The organism is Massilia polaris, assembly GCF_012927275.1.
Lineage (GTDB): Bacteria > Pseudomonadota > Gammaproteobacteria > Burkholderiales > Burkholderiaceae_D > Telluria_A > Telluria_A polaris.
Genome location: NZ_JABBGG010000002.1, coordinates 1 through 21,179, shown reverse-complemented (window position 1 = coordinate 21,179; position 21,179 = coordinate 1). Strand labels below are relative to the sequence as shown.

General features: G+C 65.5%; 15 protein-coding genes and 3 tRNA genes. 12 read left to right on the top strand and 6 right to left on the bottom strand.

Annotated features, from left to right (window positions below; translation table 11 throughout):
* Window positions 1-97: 97 nt before the first annotated feature.
* The 4 genes from hppD to HHL21_RS03845 all read left to right on the top strand — a co-directional run bounded on the left by hppD (window position 98) and on the right by HHL21_RS03845 (window position 7,146).
* Entirely contained in the window at window positions 98-1,228 is a 1,131-nt protein-coding gene (hppD, locus tag HHL21_RS03860; protein WP_169463958.1) for a 4-hydroxyphenylpyruvate dioxygenase, read from the top strand.
* 34 nt (window positions 1,229-1,262) lie between these two features.
* On the top strand, window positions 1,263-4,817 hold the full coding sequence (locus HHL21_RS03855; RefSeq protein WP_169463957.1) for an indolepyruvate ferredoxin oxidoreductase family protein: 3,555 nt from the start codon (window positions 1,263-1,265) through the stop codon (window positions 4,815-4,817).
* Window positions 4,818-4,897: 80 nt separating this feature from the next.
* A complete protein-coding gene (locus HHL21_RS03850) occupies window positions 4,898-5,281 on the top strand; it encodes a DUF3224 domain-containing protein (protein ID WP_169463956.1) in 384 nt (127 codons plus the stop codon).
* 107 nt (window positions 5,282-5,388) lie between these two features.
* Window positions 5,389-7,146: a M14 family metallopeptidase gene (locus HHL21_RS03845; RefSeq protein ID WP_169463955.1), complete on the top strand. Its 1,758-nt coding sequence runs from the start codon at window positions 5,389-5,391 to the stop codon at window positions 7,144-7,146.
* A 15-nt stretch (window positions 7,147-7,161) separates the two neighbouring features.
* Here the strand turns inward: HHL21_RS03845 and HHL21_RS03840 are convergent, their stop codons facing one another.
* Genes HHL21_RS03840 through HHL21_RS03825 form a run of 4 tightly spaced genes read right to left on the bottom strand, consistent with a single transcriptional unit; the run spans window position 7,162 to window position 10,777 of the window.
* Window positions 7,162-8,631 (bottom strand): right-handed parallel beta-helix repeat-containing protein, encoded by a 1,470-nt coding sequence (locus tag HHL21_RS03840; RefSeq protein ID WP_229495999.1) that lies wholly within the window; start codon window positions 8,629-8,631, stop codon window positions 7,162-7,164.
* Between the two features lie 50 nt (window positions 8,632-8,681).
* Complete coding sequence (ttcA, locus tag HHL21_RS03835) at window positions 8,682-9,590, bottom strand: tRNA 2-thiocytidine(32) synthetase TtcA (protein ID WP_169463954.1); 909 nt, start codon at window positions 9,588-9,590, stop codon at window positions 8,682-8,684.
* Complete coding sequence (locus HHL21_RS03830) at window positions 9,587-9,985, bottom strand: dihydroneopterin aldolase (RefSeq protein WP_169463953.1); 399 nt, start codon at window positions 9,983-9,985, stop codon at window positions 9,587-9,589. The genes ttcA and HHL21_RS03830 overlap by 4 nt, the downstream gene beginning before the upstream one ends.
* Before the next feature lie 9 nt (window positions 9,986-9,994).
* Window positions 9,995-10,777, bottom strand: coding sequence for an SDR family oxidoreductase (locus tag HHL21_RS03825; protein WP_169463952.1), 783 nt, complete (start codon window positions 10,775-10,777; stop codon window positions 9,995-9,997).
* Window positions 10,778-10,815: 38 nt separating this feature from the next.
* On the opposite strand from HHL21_RS03825, the gene HHL21_RS03820 reads away from it, so the two are divergent.
* Window positions 10,816-11,964 carry a class I SAM-dependent methyltransferase gene (locus HHL21_RS03820; protein WP_169463951.1) on the top strand — a complete coding sequence of 383 codons (1,149 nt, stop codon included), beginning with the start codon at window positions 10,816-10,818 and terminating at the stop codon, window positions 11,962-11,964.
* Window positions 11,965-12,078: 114 nt separating this feature from the next.
* Complete coding sequence (locus HHL21_RS03815) at window positions 12,079-13,068, top strand: J domain-containing protein (protein WP_169463950.1); 990 nt, start codon at window positions 12,079-12,081, stop codon at window positions 13,066-13,068.
* Here the strand turns inward: HHL21_RS03815 and HHL21_RS03810 are convergent, their stop codons facing one another.
* Window positions 13,069-13,554 carry a chemotaxis protein CheW gene (locus tag HHL21_RS03810; RefSeq protein WP_169463949.1) on the bottom strand — a complete coding sequence of 162 codons (486 nt, stop codon included), beginning with the start codon at window positions 13,552-13,554 and terminating at the stop codon, window positions 13,069-13,071.
* Window positions 13,555-13,733: 179 nt separating this feature from the next.
* On the opposite strand from HHL21_RS03810, the gene HHL21_RS03805 reads away from it, so the two are divergent.
* Window positions 13,734-15,362, top strand: coding sequence for a response regulator (locus tag HHL21_RS03805; RefSeq protein WP_169463948.1), 1,629 nt, complete (start codon window positions 13,734-13,736; stop codon window positions 15,360-15,362).
* A 25-nt stretch (window positions 15,363-15,387) separates the two neighbouring features.
* The gene (locus HHL21_RS03800) at window positions 15,388-16,923 is read left to right on the top strand and encodes an HDOD domain-containing protein (protein WP_169463947.1); all 1,536 of its coding nucleotides are present in this window, start codon (window positions 15,388-15,390) and stop codon (window positions 16,921-16,923) included.
* Here the strand turns inward: HHL21_RS03800 and HHL21_RS03795 are convergent.
* Complete coding sequence (locus HHL21_RS03795) at window positions 16,883-20,125, bottom strand: EAL domain-containing protein (protein ID WP_370659661.1); 3,243 nt, start codon at window positions 20,123-20,125, stop codon at window positions 16,883-16,885. The genes HHL21_RS03800 and HHL21_RS03795 overlap by 41 nt on opposite strands.
* A gap of 240 nt (window positions 20,126-20,365) precedes the next feature.
* On the opposite strand from HHL21_RS03795, the gene HHL21_RS03790 reads away from it, so the two are divergent.
* The 4 genes from HHL21_RS03790 to HHL21_RS03775 form a co-directional block, all read left to right on the top strand.
* Window positions 20,366-20,450 (top strand) — tRNA-Tyr (locus HHL21_RS03790).
* 39 nt (window positions 20,451-20,489) lie between these two features.
* Window positions 20,490-20,563, top strand: a tRNA-Gly gene (locus tag HHL21_RS03785).
* A 38-nt stretch (window positions 20,564-20,601) separates the two neighbouring features.
* Window positions 20,602-20,676, top strand: a tRNA-Thr gene (locus tag HHL21_RS03780).
* 103 nt (window positions 20,677-20,779) lie between these two features.
* Window positions 20,780-21,179 (top strand): GTP-binding protein (locus HHL21_RS03775; protein WP_169463945.1); only part of this gene is annotated, 400 nt, incomplete at its 3' end.

Below are 21,179 nucleotides of genomic sequence, written 5' to 3'. Positions count from 1 at the left end.
ATATTATTGCGCAAAACAGCCTGAGCGGGATAGTGATTGAAATTTTATGCCGGGGGTGCCGGACTATACTTGTCGCCTAAATCGCCAGGAGACAAACATGCAATTTACGCCTTGGGAAAACCCAATGGGGACCGATGGTTTCGAGTTCGTCGAGTACGCAGCTCCGGACCCGAAAGCACTCGGTGCGCTGTTCGAGCAGATGGGCTTTACCGCCATCGCGCGCCACCGCCACAAGGACGTCACCCTGTACCGCCAGGGCGACATCAACTTCATCATCAACGCCGAGAAGGATTCGTTCGCGCAGCGTTTCGCGCGCAAGCACGGTCCTTCGGTGTGCGCGATCGCGATCCGCGTCAAGGACGCCGCTTTCGCCTACCGCCGCGCGCTCGAACTGGGCGCCTGGGGCTTCGATAACAAGACCGGCCCGATGGAGCTGAATATCCCCGCCATCAAGGGCGTGGGCGATTCGCTGATCTACTTCGTCGACCGCTGGCGCGGCAAGGGCGCAGCCGACGGCGTGCCGGCCAACGCCATCGGCGACATCAGCATCTATGACGTCGATTTCGTCGCCATTCCTGGCGCGGTCGCCAACCCGGTCGGCCATGGCCTGACCTACATCGATCACCTGACCCACAACGTGCACCGCGGCCGCATGAAGGAATGGGCCGAGTTCTACGAGCAGCTGTTCAACTTCCGCGAGGTGCGCTACTTCGACATCGAGGGCAAGCTGACCGGCCTGAAGTCGAAGGCGATGACTTCCCCGTGCGGCAAAATCCGCATCCCGATCAACGAGTCGTCGGACGACAAATCGCAGATCGCGGAATACCTCGCCGAGTACCACGGCGAAGGCATCCAGCACATCGCGCTGGGCACCGACGACGTCTACCACTCGGTGGAGGGCATGCGCGATACCGGCATCGTGTTCCAGGACACGATCGAGACCTATTACGAGCTGATCAACCGCCGCCTGCCGAACCACGGCGAGAACCTCGAAGAGCTGCGCCGCCTGCGCATCCTGATCGATGGCCACAGCAACGAGACCGAGCGCGAACTGCTGCTGCAGATCTTCACCCAGACGGTGATCGGTCCGATCTTCTTCGAGATCATCCAGCGCAAGGGCGACCAGGGCTTCGGCGAGGGTAACTTCCGCGCGCTGTTCGAGTCGATCGAACTGGATCAGATCAAGCGTGGCGTCCTGGTCGACACCACCAACAAGACGGCCGCCTAAGGCCGCAGCCGCACCAAATTTACGGAGACACCCAATGAATGCACCACTAGATCGTTCGGCCCTGGAACCCCAGCCGCCGCACGAGATTTCACTCGACGACAAATGGACGCTTGAGCGCGGCCGCGCCTTCATGACCGGCACCCAGGCGCTGATCCGCCTGCCGATGATGCAGCGCGAGCGCGACCTGAAGGCTGGCCTGAACACTGCCGGCTACATCACCGGCTACCGCGGTTCGCCGGTGACCAGCGTCGACATGACCGCCGTGAAGGCGAAGAAGCACCTCGACGCGCACCACGTCAAGTTCCATCCCGGGATGAACGAAGACCTGGCCGCGACGGCTGTGTGGGGCACGCAGCAGACCAACCTGTTCAAGGATGCGAAGTACGACGGCGTGTTCTCGATGTGGTACGGCAAAGGCCCAGGCGTCGACCGCTGCGGCGACGTGTTCAAGCACGCCAACAACGCCGGCTCGGCGCAGCACGGCGGCGTGCTGGTGCTGGCCGGCGACGACCACGCTGCAAAGTCGTCGTCGACCGCGCACCAGTCCGACCACATCCTGAATGCCTGCGGCATTCCGGTGCTGTACCCGGCGTCGGTGCAGGAGTACATCGACTACGGCCTGCACGCATGGGCGATGAGCCGCTACACCGGCCTGTGGGTGTCGATGAAGTGCGTGACCGACATCATCGAGTCTGGCGCCGTGGTGGACTTCGATCCGGACCGCGTCCAGATCGTCATGCCTACCGACTTCGCCATGCCGGAAGGCGGCCTGAATATCCGCTGGCCGGACACCGTGCTCGATATGGAAGTACGGATGAACACCTACAAGTGGTACGCCGCACTTGCGTACGCACGCGCCAACAAGCTTAACAAGATCATCTGGGACAGCCCGAAGCCGCGCATCGGCATCATCACCGCCGGTAAGTCCTACCTCGACACGCGCCAGGCGCTGGCCGACCTGGGCATCGACGAGCAGGCCGCGGCCGACATCGGCATCCGCCTCTACAAGATCGGCATGACCTGGCCGCTCGAAGCGGAAGGCGTGCATGAATTCGCGGCCGGCCTCGACGAAATCCTGGTGATCGAAGAGAAGCGCCAGATCCTCGAGTACGCGCTGAAGGAAGAGCTGTACAACCTGCCGGACGGCGAGCGTCCGCGCGTGGTCGGCAAGTTCGACGACACCGGCGAATGGTCGAACAAGAACGGCACCGGCCACGGCGACTGGCTGCTGCCGGCGACGTATGAGCTGAATCCTGCGCTGATCGCACGCGCGATCGCCAGCCGAATTTCGCACTACTGCGCCGGCCACCCGGTCGAGCAGCGCGTGCGCGAGCGTATCGCCTTCCTCGAAGCGAAAGAGCTGGTGCTGAAGAACTTCTCGGCCAAGCCGAATCCGGACACCGACCGCACGCCTTACTTCTGCTCGGGCTGTCCGCACAACTCGTCGACCAAGGTGCCGGAAGGTTCGCGCGCACTGGCCGGCATCGGCTGCCACTACATGGTGCTGTGGATGGACCGCGAGACCTCGACCTTCACCCACATGGGCGCCGAAGGCGTCACCTGGGTCGGCCAGGCGCCGTTCACCAACGAGAAGCACGTGTTCACCAACCTCGGCGACGGCACTTACTTCCACTCGGGGATCCTGGCGATCCGCGCGGCGGTGTCGGCCAAGGTCAACATCACCTACAAGATCCTGTTCAACGACGCGGTCGCGATGACCGGCGGCCAGGAATTCGACGGCCCGCTCGACCCTGGCATGATCTCGCGCCAGATCGCGGCCGAAGGCGTGGGTCCGATCATCGTCGTCACCGACGAACCGGAGAAGTACCCGTCCGACTACAAGTGGGCGGAAGGCGTCACCGTGCGCCACCGCTCCGAGTTGATGGACGTGCAGCGCGAACTGCGCGACAAGCCGGGCGTGTCGGCCATGATCTACGACCAGACCTGCGCGTCCGAGAAGCGCCGCCGCCGGAAGCGTAACGAGTACCCGGATCCGGCCAAGCGCGCCGTGATCAACGAAGCCGTCTGCGAAGGCTGCGGCGACTGCTCCGTGCAGTCGAACTGCCTGTCGGTGGAGCCGCTGGAAACTGAACTGGGCCGCAAGCGCCAGATCAACCAGTCCTCCTGCAACAAGGACTTCTCCTGCGTGACCGGTTTCTGCCCGAGCTTCGTGACGGTGGAAGGCGGTTCGCTGAAGAAGCCGAAGAAGGCTGCTGCGGGCGAAGCCGCTCCGCCAGTCCTGCCGACGCCTGCACTGCCGTCGATCGCGGAGCCGTATGGCATCCTGATCACCGGTATCGGCGGCACCGGCGTGGTTACCGTTGGCCAGATCCTGGCGATGGCTGCCCACGTTGAAGGCAAGGGCGCGATCGTGCTGGACATGAGCGGACTGGCCCAGAAGGGCGGCCCTGTGATGTCGCACGTACGGCTCGCCGACAACCAGGCCGACCTGCACTCGACCCGTGTCGGTACCGGCAGCGCCAACCTGGTCATCGGTTGCGACTTGATCGTCACCGCCAGCCGCGATGCAGTTTCGCGCATGGGCGAAGGCCGCACCTACGCTGCGATCAATTCGACCGGTTCGTCGACCGCGGCATTCGTCAAGAACCCGGACTGGCAGTTCCCGGCCGAGTCGTCGAAGAACCAGATCATCCAGGCTTGCGGCGCAGAGAAAGTGGACTTCGTCGACGCCGGCCAGATGGCCACCGCGCTGATGGGCGACTCGATTGCGACCAACATGTTCATGCTCGGCTACGCGTGGCAAAAAGGCCAGGTGCCCCTGACCGAAGCGTCGATCATCAAAGCGATTGAACTGAACGGCGTGGCGGTTGGCTTCAACAAGGCCGCCTTCACCTGGGGCCGCACCGCGGCGCATGACGTCGCATCGGTGGTTCGCATGACGACGCCGGCCAAGGTCATCGAGTTCAAGCGCACGCAAACGCTGGACGACGTCATCAAGCGCCGCGTCGAGCTGCTGACCGCCTACCAGGACGTGGCGTACGCGCAGCAGTACAAGTCGTTCGTCGACCAGGTGCGCGCGGACGAAGAAAAGCTGGGCAAGGGCACGCGTCTCACCGAAGCCGTCGCGCGCTACTACTACAAGCTGATGGCGTACAAGGACGAGTATGAAGTCGCCCGCCTGTACACCGACGGCGCGTTCAAGGAAAAGATCGCGGGCATGTTCGAGGGCGACTACCAGCTCAAGTTCCACCTGGCGCCGCCGCTGCTGGCAAAGCACGACAGCAAAGGGCAGCTGGTCAAGCAGGAGTTCGGGCCCTGGATGATGAAGGCGTTCGGCATGCTGGCCAAGCTGAAGGGCCTGCGCGGCGGGATGTTCGACGTGTTCGGCTACACGGCCGAGCGCAAGATGGAACGCGCGCTGATCGCCGAGTATCGCAATACGGTTGGCGGTCTGCTGCCGAAGCTGAACGCGACGAACCTGTCGCAGGCGGTGGCGATTGCCAGCATTCCTGAAGATATCCGCGGCTATGGTCACGTGAAGGAACGTCACCTGAAGGCGGCGAAAGAGAAGGAAGCGTCGCTGCTGGCGAACTTCGGGAAAGCGATTGAAATCACCCGTGTAGCGTAAGCACTGTTACACGTAGGGCGGAGGTGCTTCGCTGTCCGCCCTACAATACGCTACTGCCAACAATCATGAGGAGACGAATCATGCAAGCCAAAGGCGCCTTCGAAGTCCAGCTCAAACCCGCTCCGCCGGAACCGGGCCGCACCCGCGTCGGCCGCATGATGATGGACAAACAATACTTCGGTGACCTGGTCGCGACCGCACAAGGCGAAATGCTCTCCGCCGGCAATCCTGCCACAGGCTCAGCCTCCTACGTCGCCATCGAACACGTCTCCGGCGCCCTCAACGGCAAACAAGGCGACTTCGCCCTCGCGCACACCGGCACCATGCACAACAGCGCCAACGACCTGACGATCTCCATCGTCCCGGGTTCGGGCACAGGCGAGCTTACCGGCATCGACGGCAAGCTCACGCTCAGCATCAATGGCGACCAGCACTTCTACGAAATCAACTACACGCTGCCTTAATGCCGCGCAGTCGCGGCCACGGCGAGGTCAATCCCGATCCACTAGACACTCGCAAACGCGACTATAATTTCCGGCTTGCATTCCCCAACCCTGCCGGAGCCTTGTCGATGATTCGTTCTGCGTTACTGCTTGCCCTTCTGTCCGCCGTTCCCCTTTCCCATGCCGCGCCCGACCTGACCACGGTCTCCGAGCGTTCGGGCTTCCAGCGCACTGGCCGCTACGACGAAGTGATCAAGCTGTGCGCCGACTTCCAGCGCGCGTATCCGAAGCAGGTGAAGTGCGTCGATTTTGGCGTCACGCCGGAAGGCCGCCCGATGAAGGCGCTGATCGTCACGCGCGCCGGAGCCTTCACGCCGCAGGCGGCCAGGCAGCGCGGCCTGCCTGTGGTGCTGGTCCAGGGCGGCATCCACGCCGGGGAAATCGACGGCAAGGATGCCGGCTTCCTGGCGCTGCGCGAAGTGCTCGAGAACCGCGCCGCTCCCGGTGCGCTCGACAAGCAGGTGCTGCTGTTCGTCCCGGTCTTCAACATCGACGGGCATGAGCGCTTCAAGGAGTGGAACCGCCCGAACCAGCGCGGCCCGGTTGAAATGGGCTGGCGCACCACGGCGCAGAACTTCAACCTGAACCGCGACTACGTCAAGGCCGACGCGCCCGAGATGCGGGCCATGCTGGCGCTGGTGAACGCGTGGGATCCGCTGGCCTACGTCGACCTGCACGTCACCAACGGCGCCAAGTTCGAGCACGACGTGTCGATCCAGGTCGAGCCGGTGCATTCGGCCGACGTCGAGTTCCGCAAGGCCGGGCTGGCGCTGCGCACCAAGGTGCTGGCCGATATCGAAAAGCAGGGCTCGATGCCGCACGCCTTCTACATGTCGTTCGCCGAAACCGACGATCCGCAATCGGGCTTCGTCGATGGCGTGCCCGACCCGCGCTTCTCGACCGGCTACTTCCCGCTGCGCAACCGCCTCGCGATGCTGGTCGAAACGCACTCGTGGAAGGATTATCCGACCCGCGTGCGCGTTACGCGAAACACCGTGGTCTCGGTGCTGGCGCAGGTGGCGCAGCATGGCAAGGCGTGGCAGAAGGCCGCTTACGAGGCGGACGCGCGCGCATCGAACCTCGGCGGCAGCATCGTCCCGATGACCTACAAGGCGACCGGCAAGGTCCGCATGATCGACTTCCGCGGCTATGCGTACACGCGCACGCCGTCGGATGTCTCGGGCATCCTGATGACGCGCTACGACGAAACCAGGCCGCAAATCTGGACCGTACCGCTGCGCGACGAGATCGTTCCGGACATGTCCGCTACCGCGCCAAAGGCCGGCTACATCGTACCGGCCGCGCATGCGGCGATGGTGTCGGCCAAGCTGAAACAGCACGGCATCAGCTTCCGTACGCTGGACAAGGAAGCCTCGGCGGACGTTGAGAGCTTCCGCGCCGATAAGGTGACCTTTGGCGCCGGCTCGCTCGAATCGCACCAGCGCCTGACGCTCGAAGGCGGATGGACGCCTGAAGCGCGCACGCTGGCGAAGGGCATGCTGTTCGTGCCGATCGCGCAGCCGAAGGCGCGCCTGGTGATGGCGCTGTTCGAGCCGAATGCGCCGGACTCGATCCTGGCCTGGGGCGGGTTCAATAACGCGTTCGAGCGCAAGGAGTACATGGAAGAGTATGTGGCCGAGGACGTGGCGCGCGAGCAGATGGCGGCCGATCCGGCAGTAGCTGCGGAATTCAAGAAGCGCATCGAGACCGACGCGGCGTTTGCAAAAAACCCGAGCGCGCGCCTTGAGTTCTTCGCAAAACGCCATGCGTCGTGGGACGAGCGTTACAACAGTTATCCGGTACTGCGCGGGATCGTCGCGCCGTAACGCGCCGGGCCCGACCTACTGCCTGCAGCCTGCCAGCGCTTCGAACGCACCGTAGGCCGGAAGCGAGGGGCGCCGCCCGCCGCACAGGTCGGGCGCGGGCTTTGCCGGCGGGGCCTCGCGCCGTGCCGGCTCGCCGGCCCAGTCCAGCGTCGCCACCGACGATCCGGTAAACAGCTGGCGTACCGCATGGCTGCCTGCGTAAAGGGCCATGATGCTGGTGTCGAAGTTGTCGTGCGCGCGTACCACGCCGCCATCGCGGCTGCGGATTGCGCCATCGACCAGGTTGCCCTCGACCTCAGCGCTGCTCTCGGCGAAGCGCACGACGATGCCTCCCGTATCGAGCACTGTGTTGTGGCTCACGACACTGCGCGCTGCGCTGTTGAGGTAGACGCCGTCATCGGAGCATGACGCGATCAGGTTGGCGCGGATCACGCTGTCGTCCTGTTCGGTGATGCAGCGCCTGTCGCGGCAATACCGCTTGGCGGTGCCGCCGCCGCCGAGCGACATGCCGACGCGCTGCCCGGGGCCGCGCAGCAGGTGCTCGCAGACGACGATGTTCTGCTCGAGGATATTGCGGGCGCCGGCGCCCTTGGCAAAGACGCCGTAGCTGATCCGGTCGCCGCCGCCTTTGATAAAGTCAGTAATCACGTTGCCGCGGATGACCCAGTCGCTGCCCGACACCAGGTCGACCAGGGTCACCGCCGTGCCGGTGTCGCGGATCGTCGTATTGGTGATGGTGTTGCCGATGATGGCGCCATGATCCGGGAAATCGCCGCGGCGCCCGTTGATCTTGAAGTGCGAGTTGAAGTCGACGATGGTGTTGTTGCGGGCCGTGAAATGGTCGGCGTTCCCGACTACGTGGAACGCGTGCTCGCAGTACAGCTGATATTTGCAGGTGCCGCGAATCGTCAGGTTCTCGAACGTCCAGTGCGGGGCCGTCACCTTGAAACCTTCGGTAATGCCCATCTCGATGACGGCGGTGCCGGGCCGTTCCGCACGCACGACGATCGGGCTGCCCTCGGCTCCCGGACGCCGGGCGCCCAGTTCGCCGCGCATGATGGCGTACTCGCCGGGCGCCAGTGTGATGACATCTCCGGGCATGGCGCCAGCCATTGCCTCGCGCAGTTGCGCCACACTGGACACAGCCAGCGCGCGCACGGCAAGTGGCGGCGCTGCCCGCGCCTGTGCGCCTGGACGCATCTGGAGCAGGCCGTCGTCACCTGCGTACAGGCTGCCGCGGTCGAGCGAAATGAGCGTCCGCTGCATCCACTTGCCGGATTGTTCGATGGCCTGGTTGTGGCCAGAGCTGCGCTTGGCGACGTACGGCGCGAGCGCGCGCGGCGTAACGCCGCGGCTGTCGAGGAACCATGCGGTTCCAACGGCGGCAGCGGCCAGCACCGCAGCGGCCAGCACCGACAGCATCAGCAGGGTCCTGGCCGGGGAAGGTGCGCGGGCCGGATTTTTCGTTCTTTTAGCGCGTACCAAGATATCTCCCGAATGAGGCGCTTGACGCTGGAATTATGACGTAGTGTGCATCAAGGCACCCGCTGCAGGCTTATCGTGCCCAGTCCTGTAGCCGGCGTCGAGCACGGCTCCTCATCAAACGCAATATCGCCCAGCGGGTTGGGCATCCCATCCGTCTTCAAATCGGTGAACCCAAACATCCCGCGGTCCATCAGGTGCGACGGCACCACGGTCGACAGCGCCGAGAAGATATTCTCGCAGCGGCCCGGTGTCTTCTTGTCCCACTCGCGCATCATGTTCTTGATCTGCTTGCGCTGCAGGTTCTCCTGCGAGCCGCACAGGTCGCACGGGATGATCGGGAATCCCTTCACTTCCGCATAGCGCGTGGTGTCGGCTTCCTTCACATACGCCATCGGGCGGATCACCATGTGCTTGCCGTCGTCCGACACCAGCTTGGCCGGCATGCCCTTCAGCTTCCCGCCGAAGAACATGTTCAGGAAGAAGGTCTCGAGGATGTCGTCGCGGTGGTGGCCCAGCGCGATCTTGTTGCAGCCCAGTTCATCAGCTACGCGGTACAAAATGCCGCGGCGCAGGCGCGAGCACAGCGAACAGGTGGTCTTCCCTTCCGGGATCAGGCGCTTGACGATGCTGTAGGTGTCCTGGTTCTCGATGTGGAAGGGGATGCCCAGCTTTTCCAGGTAGGCCGGCAGGATCTCCGCCGGGAAGTTCGGCTGCTTCTGGTCGAGGTTGACCGCCACCAGTTCAAACTTGATCGGCGCGCGTTCGCGCAGCGTCATCAGGATGTCGAGCAGCGCGTAGCTGTCCTTGCCGCCGGACAGGCAGACCATTATCTTGTCGCCGTCTTCGATCATGTTGAAGTCGCCGATGGCCTGGCCGACCAGGCGGCACAGGCGCTTGTGCAGCTTGTTGTTCTCGTAGCCGGCCTTGTCGGCTACCGCTTCCATCACCGCCGCGTTCATACGTCCTCCTTGATGCGGAAGACTTCGACGCCGACGCCTTCGCAGTCCGGGTACACGTCCGGCTTCATCGTCGACACGCGCACCGCGCGCACCTTCGGGTGCGCCAGCATCGAACGCACCACGTCGTCGCACAGCGATTCCTGCAGGTGCACGTGGCCTTGCGCCATGCGGCGCGCGATGGTTTCGCGCATGAAGTCGTAGTCGACCACTTCTTCGAGATGGTCTGCGGTCGGCGTCGACAGCGCCAGCGGGATGTACAGGTCGACGTTGATCAGGACGCGCTGCTCGCCCTTCTTCTCGAAATCGTGCACCCCGATGTTGATCATCACTTCGTAATTGCGCAGGAACAGCCGGCGGCAGTCGCTCAGCTTGGGGTGGTTAAGGGCGGACAGCATGGGTTACCTCTATTTTTGTAAGAACATGACGTCGCGCGGCAGCTGCAGCAAATGCTGGCCGCCGTCGACGAGTAAAGTGGTGCCGGTGACGGCGCGCGCCGACGCTGCGTAGCAGACCGCGTCGACGATGTCCTGCGGAGTGCTGGAGCGGCCCAGCGGCGTGGCCTGGTGCGCCCTGGCGAAGCCGGATTCGGTCTGGTCGCCCGAGACCATCGTCAGGCCGGGCGCGACGCCGACCACGCGAACCGTCGGCGCCAGCGCTTGCGCCAGCATCGTGGTGGCGGTGTGCAGCGCCGATTTCGACAGCGTGTACGACAAAAAATCCGGGTTCAGATTGTACAGTTTCTGGTCCAGCAGGTTGATCACGACCGCTTCGCCATCAGGCGGCGTGGCCGCGTGCAGCGCCTGCGCCAGCAGCAGCGGGGCGGTCAGGTTGGCCTGCATGTGCGCGGCCAGCAGCGCCGGCGAGAAGCTGGTCGGATTGTCGTATTCGAACAGCGAGGCGTTGTTGACCACGCAGCTGACCGGACCCAGTTCCGCGAACGCGCGCGCCAGCAGGGCGCGCACCTGCGCTTCGTCGGCCAGCTCGCATTGCAGCAGCGCGGCGCGGCGGCCGAGCGCGCGCACGCCGCCGGCAGTTTCCAGCGCTTCGGCTTCCGAGCCGCGGTAGTGGACGGCCACGTCCCAGCCGGCCTGCGCGAGACCGAGCGCGATGGCACGCCCGATGCGCTTGCCGGCGCCGGTAACCAGCGCGACCTTGCGCGCTGACGTGGTACTTCCAGAAGTTTGCATAAATTGTTGATCCAAGCTGTTATGGCTACAATGCCGGGATGACCTTACCCGCTCCCGACAGCGACGCGCTGGCCGCGTCCCACGCCTTGCAGAACCAGATCGCCGCCGAAATCGCCGCCAGCGGCGGGGCGATCTCGTTCGCGCGCTTCATGGAGCTGGCCCTGTACGCGCCCAACCTCGGCTACTACAGCGGCGGTGCGGCCAAGCTGGGCGAGGCGGGCGACTTTACCACCGCGCCCGAGATCACATCGCTGTTCGGCGCCACGCTGGCGCAGGCGGCAGCCGCTATTATCGCCCAAAGCGCACCCGATATCCTCGAATTCGGGGCCGGCACCGGCAAACTGGCGCGCGACGTGCTCACCGCGCTACACGCAACCGGCGTCACGCTGGACCACTACTATATTGTCGAATTGTCGGGCGAACTGCGCGCGCGCCAGCAGGAAGCGCTGCGCGACTTCCCGCAGGTGCGCTGGCTGGACGGCTTCCCGGACTCCTTCAGCGGCGTGGTGCTGGCCAATGAGGTGCTCGATGCGATGCCGGTGGAGCTGGTCAAAAAGACCGCCGCAGGCTGGGTTGAGGTGATGGTCACCATCGACAACGGCGCCTTCGCGTACACCGAGCGCGCGCCGTCCGAATCGCTGGCCGCCCACATCGCGGCGCAGGTGCCGGACGCGGAGTTCCTGCCGGCGGGTTACCTGACCGAGGTGCACCCGGTCGCCGGCGGCTTCATGGCCTCGCTGGCGCGCATGCTCGGCAAGGGCAGCGGCGCGGCCTTCCTGTTCGATTACGGTTTCCCGGCGCACGAGTATTACGTCGGCCAGCGCGAGACCGGCACCGTGATGTGCCACTACCGCCACCATTCGCATCCCGACCCGTTCTACCTGCCCGGCCTGCAGGACATCACCGCCCACGTCGACTTCACCGCGATGGCGCTGGCGGCCCAGGACAATGGCGTGGACGTGCTCGGCTACATGAACCAGGCCTCGTTCCTGCTGGGCGCGGGCCTCGGCGAACTGCTGCTGCGCACCAGCCCGGACGATCCGATGCGCTACCTGCCGCAGGCGAACGCGGTGCAGAAATTGGTGTCGCCGGCCGAGATGGGCGAGCTGTTCAAGGTGCTGATCGTCGGCACCGGCGTCACCTTGCCCGAGGCGATCGCACGCGCCGACCGCAGCCACCGCCTGTAGATGGCGGCTTTCTACCATCTTGCGCACAGGATACAATCACGGCTATGCTCTCAGGCCGGGCAGGGCGCCGCATCGGCTATTATGAAGTGAACAGCATTGCCTGAACATTAAGCCATGGCCAAGATCCACACACACTACGACAACCTGAAGGTGGCGCGCATGGCGCCGCAGGAAGTCATACGTGCGGCGTACAAGGCCCTGAGCCAGAAATACCATCCCGACAAGAATCCCGGCGACGAGAAGGCCGCCCGCATCATGGCGATCGTCAACAGCGCCTACAACACCCTGGCCGACCCGGTGCGCCGGCGCGAGCACGACGAGTGGATCGCGGCCGAGGAGTGGGAAATCGAATGGCTGGAGAGCACGCGCTCTGACGAAGGGCGCGAGCGCCACCGCAGTGACGGGCCCGACAGTGCGTGGGAGCCGGTGCAAGCGCCGCGGCCCTACCGCATCGCGCGCGACCTGCGCTGGTGGGGCGGGCTGACCTTGTTTTTCGTGGCCGGCTGTGCGGTTGGCGTGCTGCTGGCCACTCAGCCTGAGCTGATGCCGGTGGCGCTGGCCTCGAAGCTGGCGCCGACGCCGGAGATCCGGGTCGAGACCAAACCTGACACCGGCGCCGCGCTGGCCGAAGCAAAACCCGAAACCTCGCTCGACAGCTGGGCATCCGCGCCGCCGCCGTCGCCCGAAGCGCCAACCCGGGTGCCGGACGTCAAGGCGCTGGCCGTCACCCAGCTGGTGGTGCCGGCGCGCATGCCCGACTGCCAGTCCGACCTGTACACGCTGATGGCACCCAACGGCGAGCCGTGGCCGAACGCATCGGGCTATGTGGAAGGCTATCCGGTGGACAACAGTGGCGCGGAGATGCAGGTATTGGTCGACAACAGCGGCAACAGTTCGCCGGTGTTCGTCAAAGTCCATGACCTCGACCGCCGCTCGAACGTGCGCCACGTCTACGTGCTGGCGCACGAGACGATGACTGTCGAGAAACTAGCGGCAGGCAGGTATGAAGTGCGCTACCAGAACATCGAGGCGGGCGGCAGCCAGGCTGAGTGCCTGGGCCGCAAGCGCGCGCTGCGCCAGGCCGCCTCCGACCTCGAACTCTAGTTAGCTGGCCAGCTTTTCGATCAGGCCCATTTCGCCCGACGACATCAGCTTGTCGATGTCCATCAAAATCAGCATGCGCTCGTCGATCGTGCCGAGGCCCGTGATGTAGTCGGAATTGAACGCGGTGCCCATTTCCGGCGCCGGCTTGACCTGTTCCGGGGTCAAGGTCGTCACGTCCGACACGCTGTCGACCACCATGCCGACAATCCGCCCGCCGATGTTCAGGATGATCACGACCGTGAACTGGTCATACACCGGCTCGCCGAGCTTGAACTTGATGCGCATGTCCACCACCGGAATGATGATGCCGCGCAGGTTGATCACGCCCTTGATGAATTCGGGCGCGTTGGCGATGCGGGTCACCGCCTCGTAGCCGCGGATTTCCTGAACTTTCAGGATGTCGATGCCGTATTCCTCGTCGCCGAGCTTGAACGCCAGGAACTCGCGCACGGGCGCTTCCTTGGATGACGTCGAATTTTCTTGCATTTTTGTATTTCCTTGTAGAGATTGCTGCCGCCACCTGTGGCTTGCAGCCGTCAGCCGGCGGGCTTTTCGCGCGATTGCGGGAATGTAACTACAGAATTCTCTTCCCCTGCCGTAATATACTCCGAAGCCGGGCTGTCCCCCTACTGCCAGTCGCTGCAGAGTTGCTTGATGGATACAAAATGAATGAACTTGCCGGACTCTCCGCCCTGATTATCGAACCGCATGCCGGCATGCGGGCGAGTATCCACAACATGCTGAACCAGTGCGGCGTGACCCGCATCGACCATGCGGGCAGCTCGAATAACGCCGTCAAGCACCTCGGGCTGAAAAGTTTCGACATGGTGCTGTGCGAGTACGACCTCGAAGGCGGCCAGGACGGCCAGCAACTGCTGGAAGACCTGCGCCACCATAAGCTGATTACGCTGTCGACGATGTTCTTCATGGTCACCGCCGAGGGCAATTACGGCAAGGTGGTCAGCGCCGCCGAGCTGGCGCCGACCGACTACATCCTCAAGCCGTTCACCGCCGACCGCCTGCTCGACCGCATCCTGCGCGCGCTGGCCAAGCGCAATGTGTTCATGCCGGTGTACCAGCTGATGGACGAGGGCGCCCAGCGCGAAGCGATCGAGGCCTGCATCGTCGGCGCGAAGGAGCACCCGCGCCACGCGATCGACTTCCTGCGCCTGCGCGCCGAGCTGCACATGTTCCTCGGCGAGCCGGCCGAGGCCGAGCCGATCTACCAGCAGCTGATCGACGCCAAGGCGATCGCCTGGGCCAGGCTGGGACTGGCCAAGACCTTGTTCATGCGCGAGCAGTTCACCGAAGCGCGCGCCATCCTCGAGAACCTGGTCGATACCAACAAGAGCTTTGTCGACGCCTACGACTGGCTGGCCAAGACCCATGCCGCGGTCGGGGCGCTGGAGCAGTCGCAGGCGGTGCTGGCCGACGCGGTGGCGGTGTCGCCGCACGCGGTGCGGCGCCTGCGCACGCTGGGCGAGATGGCGATGGAAACGGGCGACAGCGAGACCGCCGAGAAGGTGCTCAAGCAGGTGGTGGCGAAGGCCAAGCACTCCGAATTCCGCGACCCGGAAGACCATGTGAAGCTGGTGCAGGTGCTGGTCAGGCGCGGCGACCCGGAGCAGGCGTCTTCCGTCATCCGCGACCTTGACCGTTCGATGGGCGGCCGCAAGACGACGGCCGCCTGCAGCGCGGTGGCATCAAGCATGGTCCACGAGCACACCGGCGACGCCAGGCGCCTGGCCGAGTCGCTCGACGCCGCGCTGGCCGCCAGCAAGGACGCCCCTAGCCTGTCAGCGCACGTGAAGATGGAACTGGCGCGCAAATGCCTTCTGCACGACAAGGTCGATGGCGCGGCCGATCTGATGCGCGACGTGATGCGCCACTCCCCCGGCAACGCCGAAATGGCGCGCGCGATGGGCGTGTTCGAACAGGCCGGGCGCGGCGAACTGGCGCTGGCGCTGGCGCAGGAAGCGCGCCAGGAAGTCGTCGACCTGGTGGCGCAGGGCGCGGTGCGCGCGCAGCAGCGCGACTTCCTCGGCGCCGTCGAGCTGATGACCGAAGCGGTCGGGAAGCTGCCGGACAATCCGCAGGTGGTGTTCAACGCCGCCGTCGCGGTACTCAAGTGCCTCGACAACGATGGCTGGGATGACCGCCTCGGCAAGTCCGCGCTTAAGCTGATCGGCGCGATGCGCCGGCTCGACCCGGTCAACCCGAAACTGCCGGCACTGGCCGGCCTGCATCAGCAGATCCTGAAGAAATACGACAAGGGCGCGCGCAACAAGGCGTGACCCGGTCCACTCGATATTGGCATTCATGGCAAGCGCAACTCCCCCTAACGACACGCGGCGCGTGCGCGCAGCCTTGATGAACAAGGTGTGCGGCGACGAGAACATGTTCGCGCTCGGCACCTCGATCGCGCGCGTGGTGCAGATGGCGTCGTCCGACGACCATGGCGCCCACGACCTGGCGTACTACGTGCTGTCGGACGTGGCCCTGACCCAGCGCGTGCTGCGCCTGTCGAACACGATCACCTACCGCACCGCGTCCGGCACCCCGGTGACGACGATTTCGCGCGCCATTTCGCTGCTCGGTTTCGACAGCGTGAAGACCGCGGCGCTCGGCATGCTGCTGGTCGACGCGCTATCGAACAGCGCGCACGCGCAGAGCGTGCGGGTGGAGCTGGAAGCGTCGCTGTGCGCCAGCCTGGTCGGGCGCGAGATGGCGCGCCACAGCGCCTACCAGGGCGCCGAGGAAGCCTCGATCGGGGCGCTGTTCAAGAACCTGGGGCCGTTGCTGGTCGCCTCGCACGAACACGCGCGCTACCGCGAGATCAACGCGCTGGTCGCGGACGGCAAGCACACCATCGGGCAGGCCTCGCAAGAGGTGCTGGGCTGCAGCTACGACGCGCTGTCGGAGTCGGTGCTGTCCGAATGGAAGATCCCGGACGTGATCGTGCGCTCGCTGGCGCCGCCGCCGTCCGGCGTGCTGAAAACCGCGTCGAGCCGCGGCGAGTGGATGCGCCAGGTGGCGACGTTCAGCATGGACGTGGCGCGCGTGATGGCGCGTTCCGCCGAGCCGGCCGGCACCGCCGCGGCGCGCGCGATGCTGCTGCGTTTCGGCGCGGCGCTGAACCTCGACGCCGGCCGGCTGGAAGGGCTGTTCGCGACGGTCGACCGCGAGATGACCAGTATGCTCGAGAGCATGAACATGGAACCGCAGCCGAAACCCGAACCGGATGCGGGCGCGGGCCTGCCGAGCGTGCTGGCGCTGGCCAGCATGGATGCCGGCGAGGACGAGCCGCCCGGGCGCTACCCGAGCGGCAAGCCGTACAACGCGCGCGAACTGCTGCTGGCGGGGGTGCAGGACGTGACCCAGATGCGCGCGTCCGGCCAGGCCCGCCTCAACGAGATGATCCTGGCGGTGCTGGAAACCTTGTACCGCAGCCTGGGCTTCCGCTTCGCCACGGTGTGCCTGAAGGATGCCCGCAGCAGCCAGTACCGCGCGCGGGTGGCGTTCGGCGAGGACGACGAGGCGCGCAAGGCCGGCTTCGTGTTCCCGGCCGCATCAAGCCGCGACGTGTTCCACCTGGCGATGGAGAACGGCGCCGACCTGGTGATCTCGGATGCGGCCGCGCCGAAGATCCGCGAACTGCTGCCGGCCTGGCACCGCAAGCTGCTGCCCGATGCGCGCAGCTTCATCGTGCTGCCGCTGGTGGTCGGCAAGGCGCAGCTCGGCCTGTTCTATGCCGACCGCGCCGAGCCCGCGCCGGAGGGCGTCGCGCCCGACGAGACCGCGCTGATCAAGGCGCTCAAGGGACAACTGCTGGCCGCGCTTTCCCCTCCAGCATAAAACGCCGGAACTGCTCGGCCGGCATCGGCCGCGCGAACAGGTAGCCCTGCGCTTCGTCGCAGCCGCGCGAGCGCAGGAAGTTACTCTGGTACGCCGTCTCGACGCCTTCCGCCACCACCGTCAGGCCGAGCGAATGGGCCAGGTTGATGGTCGCCGTGACGATGGCGGCGTCGTTGGCGTCGGTCTCGATGTCGGTGACGAAGCCGCGGTCGATCTTGATGCGGTCGATCGCGAACAGCTTCAGGTAGCTGAGCGACGAATAGCCGGTGCCGAAGTCGTCGATCGCCACGTGGATGCCGCGCTCGCGCAGCTGGCGCAGCAGGCCGCGCGTCGATTCCGGGTCGCGCATCGCGGTCGATTCGGTGATTTCGAGTTCAAGCCGCGACGGATCGACGCCGGCGCCGGCGATCAGCTGGTCGAGGCGCGGCAGCAGCTCGTGGCCCTGGCACTGGCGCGCCGACAGGTTGACGGCCAGGCGTAGCGTGTCCATGCCTTCGCGGCGCCACTCTGCCAGCACCTCGATCGCGCGCACCAGCACCCAGTCGCCGACCGCGAAGATCAGGTTCGATTCCTCGGCGATCGGGATCACCCGGCCAGGGGCCACCATGCCCAGTTCCGGATGGTGCCAGCGCAGCAGCGCTTCGGCGCCGACCACCTCGCCGCTGGCCAGCGACACCTGCGGCTGCAGGTACAGTTCGAACTGCTTTTCGCCGAGCGCCAGCCACAGGCGGGTTTCCATCATCACCCGTTCGTGGGTGGCCGCGTTCATCGCCTGCGAGAAGAACTGGAAGTTGCCGCGCCCTTCGCTCTTGGCCGCGTACATGGCGGTGTCGGCGTGCCGCATCAGGGTCTCGGCGCTGTCGGCGTCGCCCGGGAACATCGCGCAGCCGACGCTGGCGCCGCTATGGACGATCTTGCCGCCGATGTCGTAGGGCGTGGCCAGCGACTGCACGATGCGCACCGCCACCGCGCCGACCAGCTCGGGCGTCAGCGCGCCTTCCATCACGACGATGAATTCGTCGCCGCCGAGGCGCGCGATGACGTCGACGTCGCGCAGCAGTTCGCGCAGCCGCTGCGCCACCGCGATCAACAGCATGTCGCCGGCCTGGTGGCCCATCGAGTCGTTGATCTTCTTGAAGTGGTCGAGGTCGAGGAACAGCAGCGCGACCGAATCGTCGTTGCGGCGCGCCTGCGCCAGCAGCTGTTCGAGGTGCTGGGTCAGCGACAGCCGGTTCTCCAGCCCGGTCAGGGTGTCGTGGTGCGCCAGCCGGTGGATGTGCTCCTGCGCGCGGCGCTGCTCGGTCAGGTCGTGGATCACGCAGACGAACATGTCCTCGCCCGCCAGCGGCACTCCGCTGACCGAAATCGACAGCGGGAAGCGGGCGCCGTTGCGCGCCACGCCGGCCAGTTCGCGCTCGCTGGCGTCGCTGCGCGCCAGCCGCAGCAGCACGCTGTGGAGTTCGCCCTCGGGCAGGTCGAGCAGCTTGTCGAGCTGCATGCCGGGCAGCTGTTCGGGTGAATGGCCGAACAGCACCCCGGCGGCGGCGTTACCTGACAACAGCATGCCGGCGTGGTCGACCGTGATGATGGCGTCGGCCGCGTTGTCGAGGATCGCCTCGAGCCGCGCTTCGCGTTCGCGCAGGCGCGCCGTGCTGTCGCGCACCTGGGCCTTGATCTGGGCGCGTTCGCCGCTGACCACCAGCAGCAGCGCGCCCAGCAGCCCGGTCAGCAGCAGGCCGCCGGTCAGCACGAACCAGCTGTGCCAGGCGGTGTTGGCCCGCAGGTAGGCCGGCGTGGGGGCCAGCCGCAGCTGGTAACTGCGCCCGCCGAACGACAGGTCGCGGCGGTAGTCGACGTCGCGCCACGAACGCCCGATGCTGTCGAGCATGGGCGTCGGCGCGGCGCCCGGCGTGGTGTCGCTGAAGGCGACCAGGAAGCTGGAGAACGCCGCCTGCTGCAGCGCCTGGGCGAGGTGGCGGTCGATCTCCACGGTCAGCACCAGCAGGCCGGCCGGCTTCCCGCGCTCGCCTGCGGCAGCCTGCAGCAGGTGGATCGCCAGGGCACTGCCTTCGCGCACCCGCAGCGGGGCCGTGGCGACCGGCCGCCCGGTCGCCAGCGCGCGCCCAAGCGCTTCGGCGCGCCTTGGCTCGGACATGAAATCGCGGCCGAGCAGCAGCGTGCGGCTGTCCGGCTCGACCAGCAGGGCAGGGTAGTAGACCGGACGGCGCCCGGCCGGACGCGGAACGTTGTCGGCGTTGACGTCGACGATCTCGAAGGGCTTGCGGTAATAGCTGCTGGCCCAGCTCTCGACCGCATCGCGTTCGCGGTGGGGCACGCGCGGCAGCCAGCCCATCGCCAGCAGTTCCGGGCGCTGCACCAGGTAGCTGCGGGCCGCGCCCGAGAAGCCGCGCGGCGCCATGCTGGCGCCGGAGGTGTCGAGCGCGCGCGCCATGGCGCTGACGAAGCGCTCGTGCTCGGACAGCGCCGACTGCATCAGCTGGCCGACTTCCTGCGCCTTCATGCGGAATGCCTGCAGCTGCTGCGCCTGCTCCCATTCGAGCGACTGGCGGTAGATGCCGATGAAGGCGCCGGCGGCCAGCACCAGCGGCACCGCCACCAGCGCGCGCCGGCGCCGCCACAGCGCGCGCGGCTCGCCCGCCACCACCCAGGCCAGCGGCGCGGCCACCAGCACGCCGGCGGTGTCGCCTACCCACCAGGTCAGCCAGGCGGCGCCGATGGCCTCGGCCGGGATCACGCCCAGCCAGGCCAGCGCCGACAGGCCGAGGCTGGCGCGCAGGCAGCACACCAGCGGCGCCATCAGCAGGAAGCGCATCACGTCGCGCCCCGAAGCGATGGCCGGATCGATGTGGCGCCGCACGACGGCCGCGCCGACGCCGGTCTGGATGACCGCGGCCGCGCCCAGCAGCACGGCCGGCAGCAGGCCGGGCGGACCGACCGGCGGCGCACCCGGGTAGGCCAGCGGCAGCCCGAGCAGGACCGCGGCGATGGCCAGCCCCGGCAGCAGGCGCCAGCCCAAACTGGCCACCACGGCGATGCCGATCCCGGCGGCGGGCGACAGCGGCGAGGCGTAGCCCGGGGGAATCGCCATCAGCAGGCCCAGCCATCCGGCGGCCAGGTAGGCGGCGGCGAACCACATGTTTGCGGCCAACAGCTTGCGCCAAGGCACGGCGGGTGCTTTCACAGTCAGACTCCTGCGATGTCGCCCTGTGGCCATTGCGCCACGCCGGGCGGGCAATATTTTTCGCCGGCGAAAACGCCGCCGGCACGAAAAAAACATGCCACAACAAACTGCTCTTGCGCTCTGCCAGCCGGTGCGGGTACAATCACGCCCCGAAGCAAGACGACAACGAAAGCGCGGAAAACATTCCGCAAATTTTGTTGACAAGGTTTTGACCTTGCTTCATACTCTGCGGTTCCTCGCGGAGGGGTGGCCGAGTGGTTAAAGGCGACAGACTGTAAATCTGTTCTCTATGAGTACGCTGGTTCGAATCCAGCCCCCTCCACCAAGATATTGTAGGAAAATTGTTAGCGGTGTGAAGTTCCTCGCGGGTGTAGCTCAATGGTAGAGCAGAAGCCTTCCAAGCTTACGACGAGGGTTCGATTCCCTTCACCCGCTCCAGTTCTTCTGCAATGCACGAGTTACATCGCAATAAAATAGCCCTTTTAGCTCAGTGGTAGAGCACTCCCTTGGTAAGGGAGAGGCCACGTGTTCAATCCACGTAAAGGGCACCAGAATTCAGTATTCGGGTAAGTCGGCAGTAAATTCAAATCGGTCAGTCAGGCTGGGCGTCACACGACGTGCCTGGATAATCTTAAAAATCGTTAGGAGTCTAAAATGGCAAAAGGTAAATTCGAACGGACCAAGCCGCACGTCAACGTCGGTACCATCGGACACGTTGATCACGGCAAGACCACCCTGACGGCTGCAATCGCTACCGTTCTGTCGAAGAAATTCGGCGGCGAAGCAAAAGCTTACGACCAGATCGATGCAGCACCAGAAGAAAAAGCGCGCGGCATTACCATCAACACCGCACACGTCGAGTACGAGACCGCAAACCGTCACTACGCTCACGTTGACTGCCCAGGCCACGCCGACTATATCAAGAATATGATTACCGGTGCGGCGCAGATGGACGGCGCGATCCTGGTTTGCTCGGCAGCTGACGGCCCAATGCCACAGACCCGCGAGCACATCCTGCTGGCACGCCAGGTTGGCGTTCCATACATCATCGTGT

What these genes read in the sequence shown, in the direction of transcription:
- hppD (WP_169463958.1), top strand. Translation starts at nt 98, where the DNA reads ATGCAATTTACGCCTTGGGAAAACCCAATGGGGACCGATGGTTTCGAG.
- HHL21_RS03800 (WP_169463947.1), top strand. Translation starts at nt 15,388, where the DNA reads ATGGCAAGCGCAACTCCCCCTAACGACACGCGGCGCGTGCGCGCAGCC.
- HHL21_RS03855 (WP_169463957.1), top strand. Translation starts at nt 1,263, where the DNA reads ATGAATGCACCACTAGATCGTTCGGCCCTGGAACCCCAGCCGCCGCAC.
- HHL21_RS03810 (WP_169463949.1), bottom strand. Translation starts at nt 13,554, where the DNA reads ATGCAAGAAAATTCGACGTCATCCAAGGAAGCGCCCGTGCGCGAGTTC.
- HHL21_RS03820 (WP_169463951.1), top strand. Translation starts at nt 10,816, where the DNA reads ATGACCTTACCCGCTCCCGACAGCGACGCGCTGGCCGCGTCCCACGCC.
- ttcA (WP_169463954.1), bottom strand. Translation starts at nt 9,590, where the DNA reads ATGAACGCGGCGGTGATGGAAGCGGTAGCCGACAAGGCCGGCTACGAG.
- HHL21_RS03845 (WP_169463955.1), top strand. Translation starts at nt 5,389, where the DNA reads ATGATTCGTTCTGCGTTACTGCTTGCCCTTCTGTCCGCCGTTCCCCTT.
- HHL21_RS03830 (WP_169463953.1), bottom strand. Translation starts at nt 9,985, where the DNA reads ATGCTGTCCGCCCTTAACCACCCCAAGCTGAGCGACTGCCGCCGGCTG.
- HHL21_RS03815 (WP_169463950.1), top strand. Translation starts at nt 12,079, where the DNA reads ATGGCCAAGATCCACACACACTACGACAACCTGAAGGTGGCGCGCATG.
- HHL21_RS03805 (WP_169463948.1), top strand. Translation starts at nt 13,734, where the DNA reads ATGAATGAACTTGCCGGACTCTCCGCCCTGATTATCGAACCGCATGCC.
- HHL21_RS03850 (WP_169463956.1), top strand. Translation starts at nt 4,898, where the DNA reads ATGCAAGCCAAAGGCGCCTTCGAAGTCCAGCTCAAACCCGCTCCGCCG.
- HHL21_RS03825 (WP_169463952.1), bottom strand. Translation starts at nt 10,777, where the DNA reads ATGCAAACTTCTGGAAGTACCACGTCAGCGCGCAAGGTCGCGCTGGTT.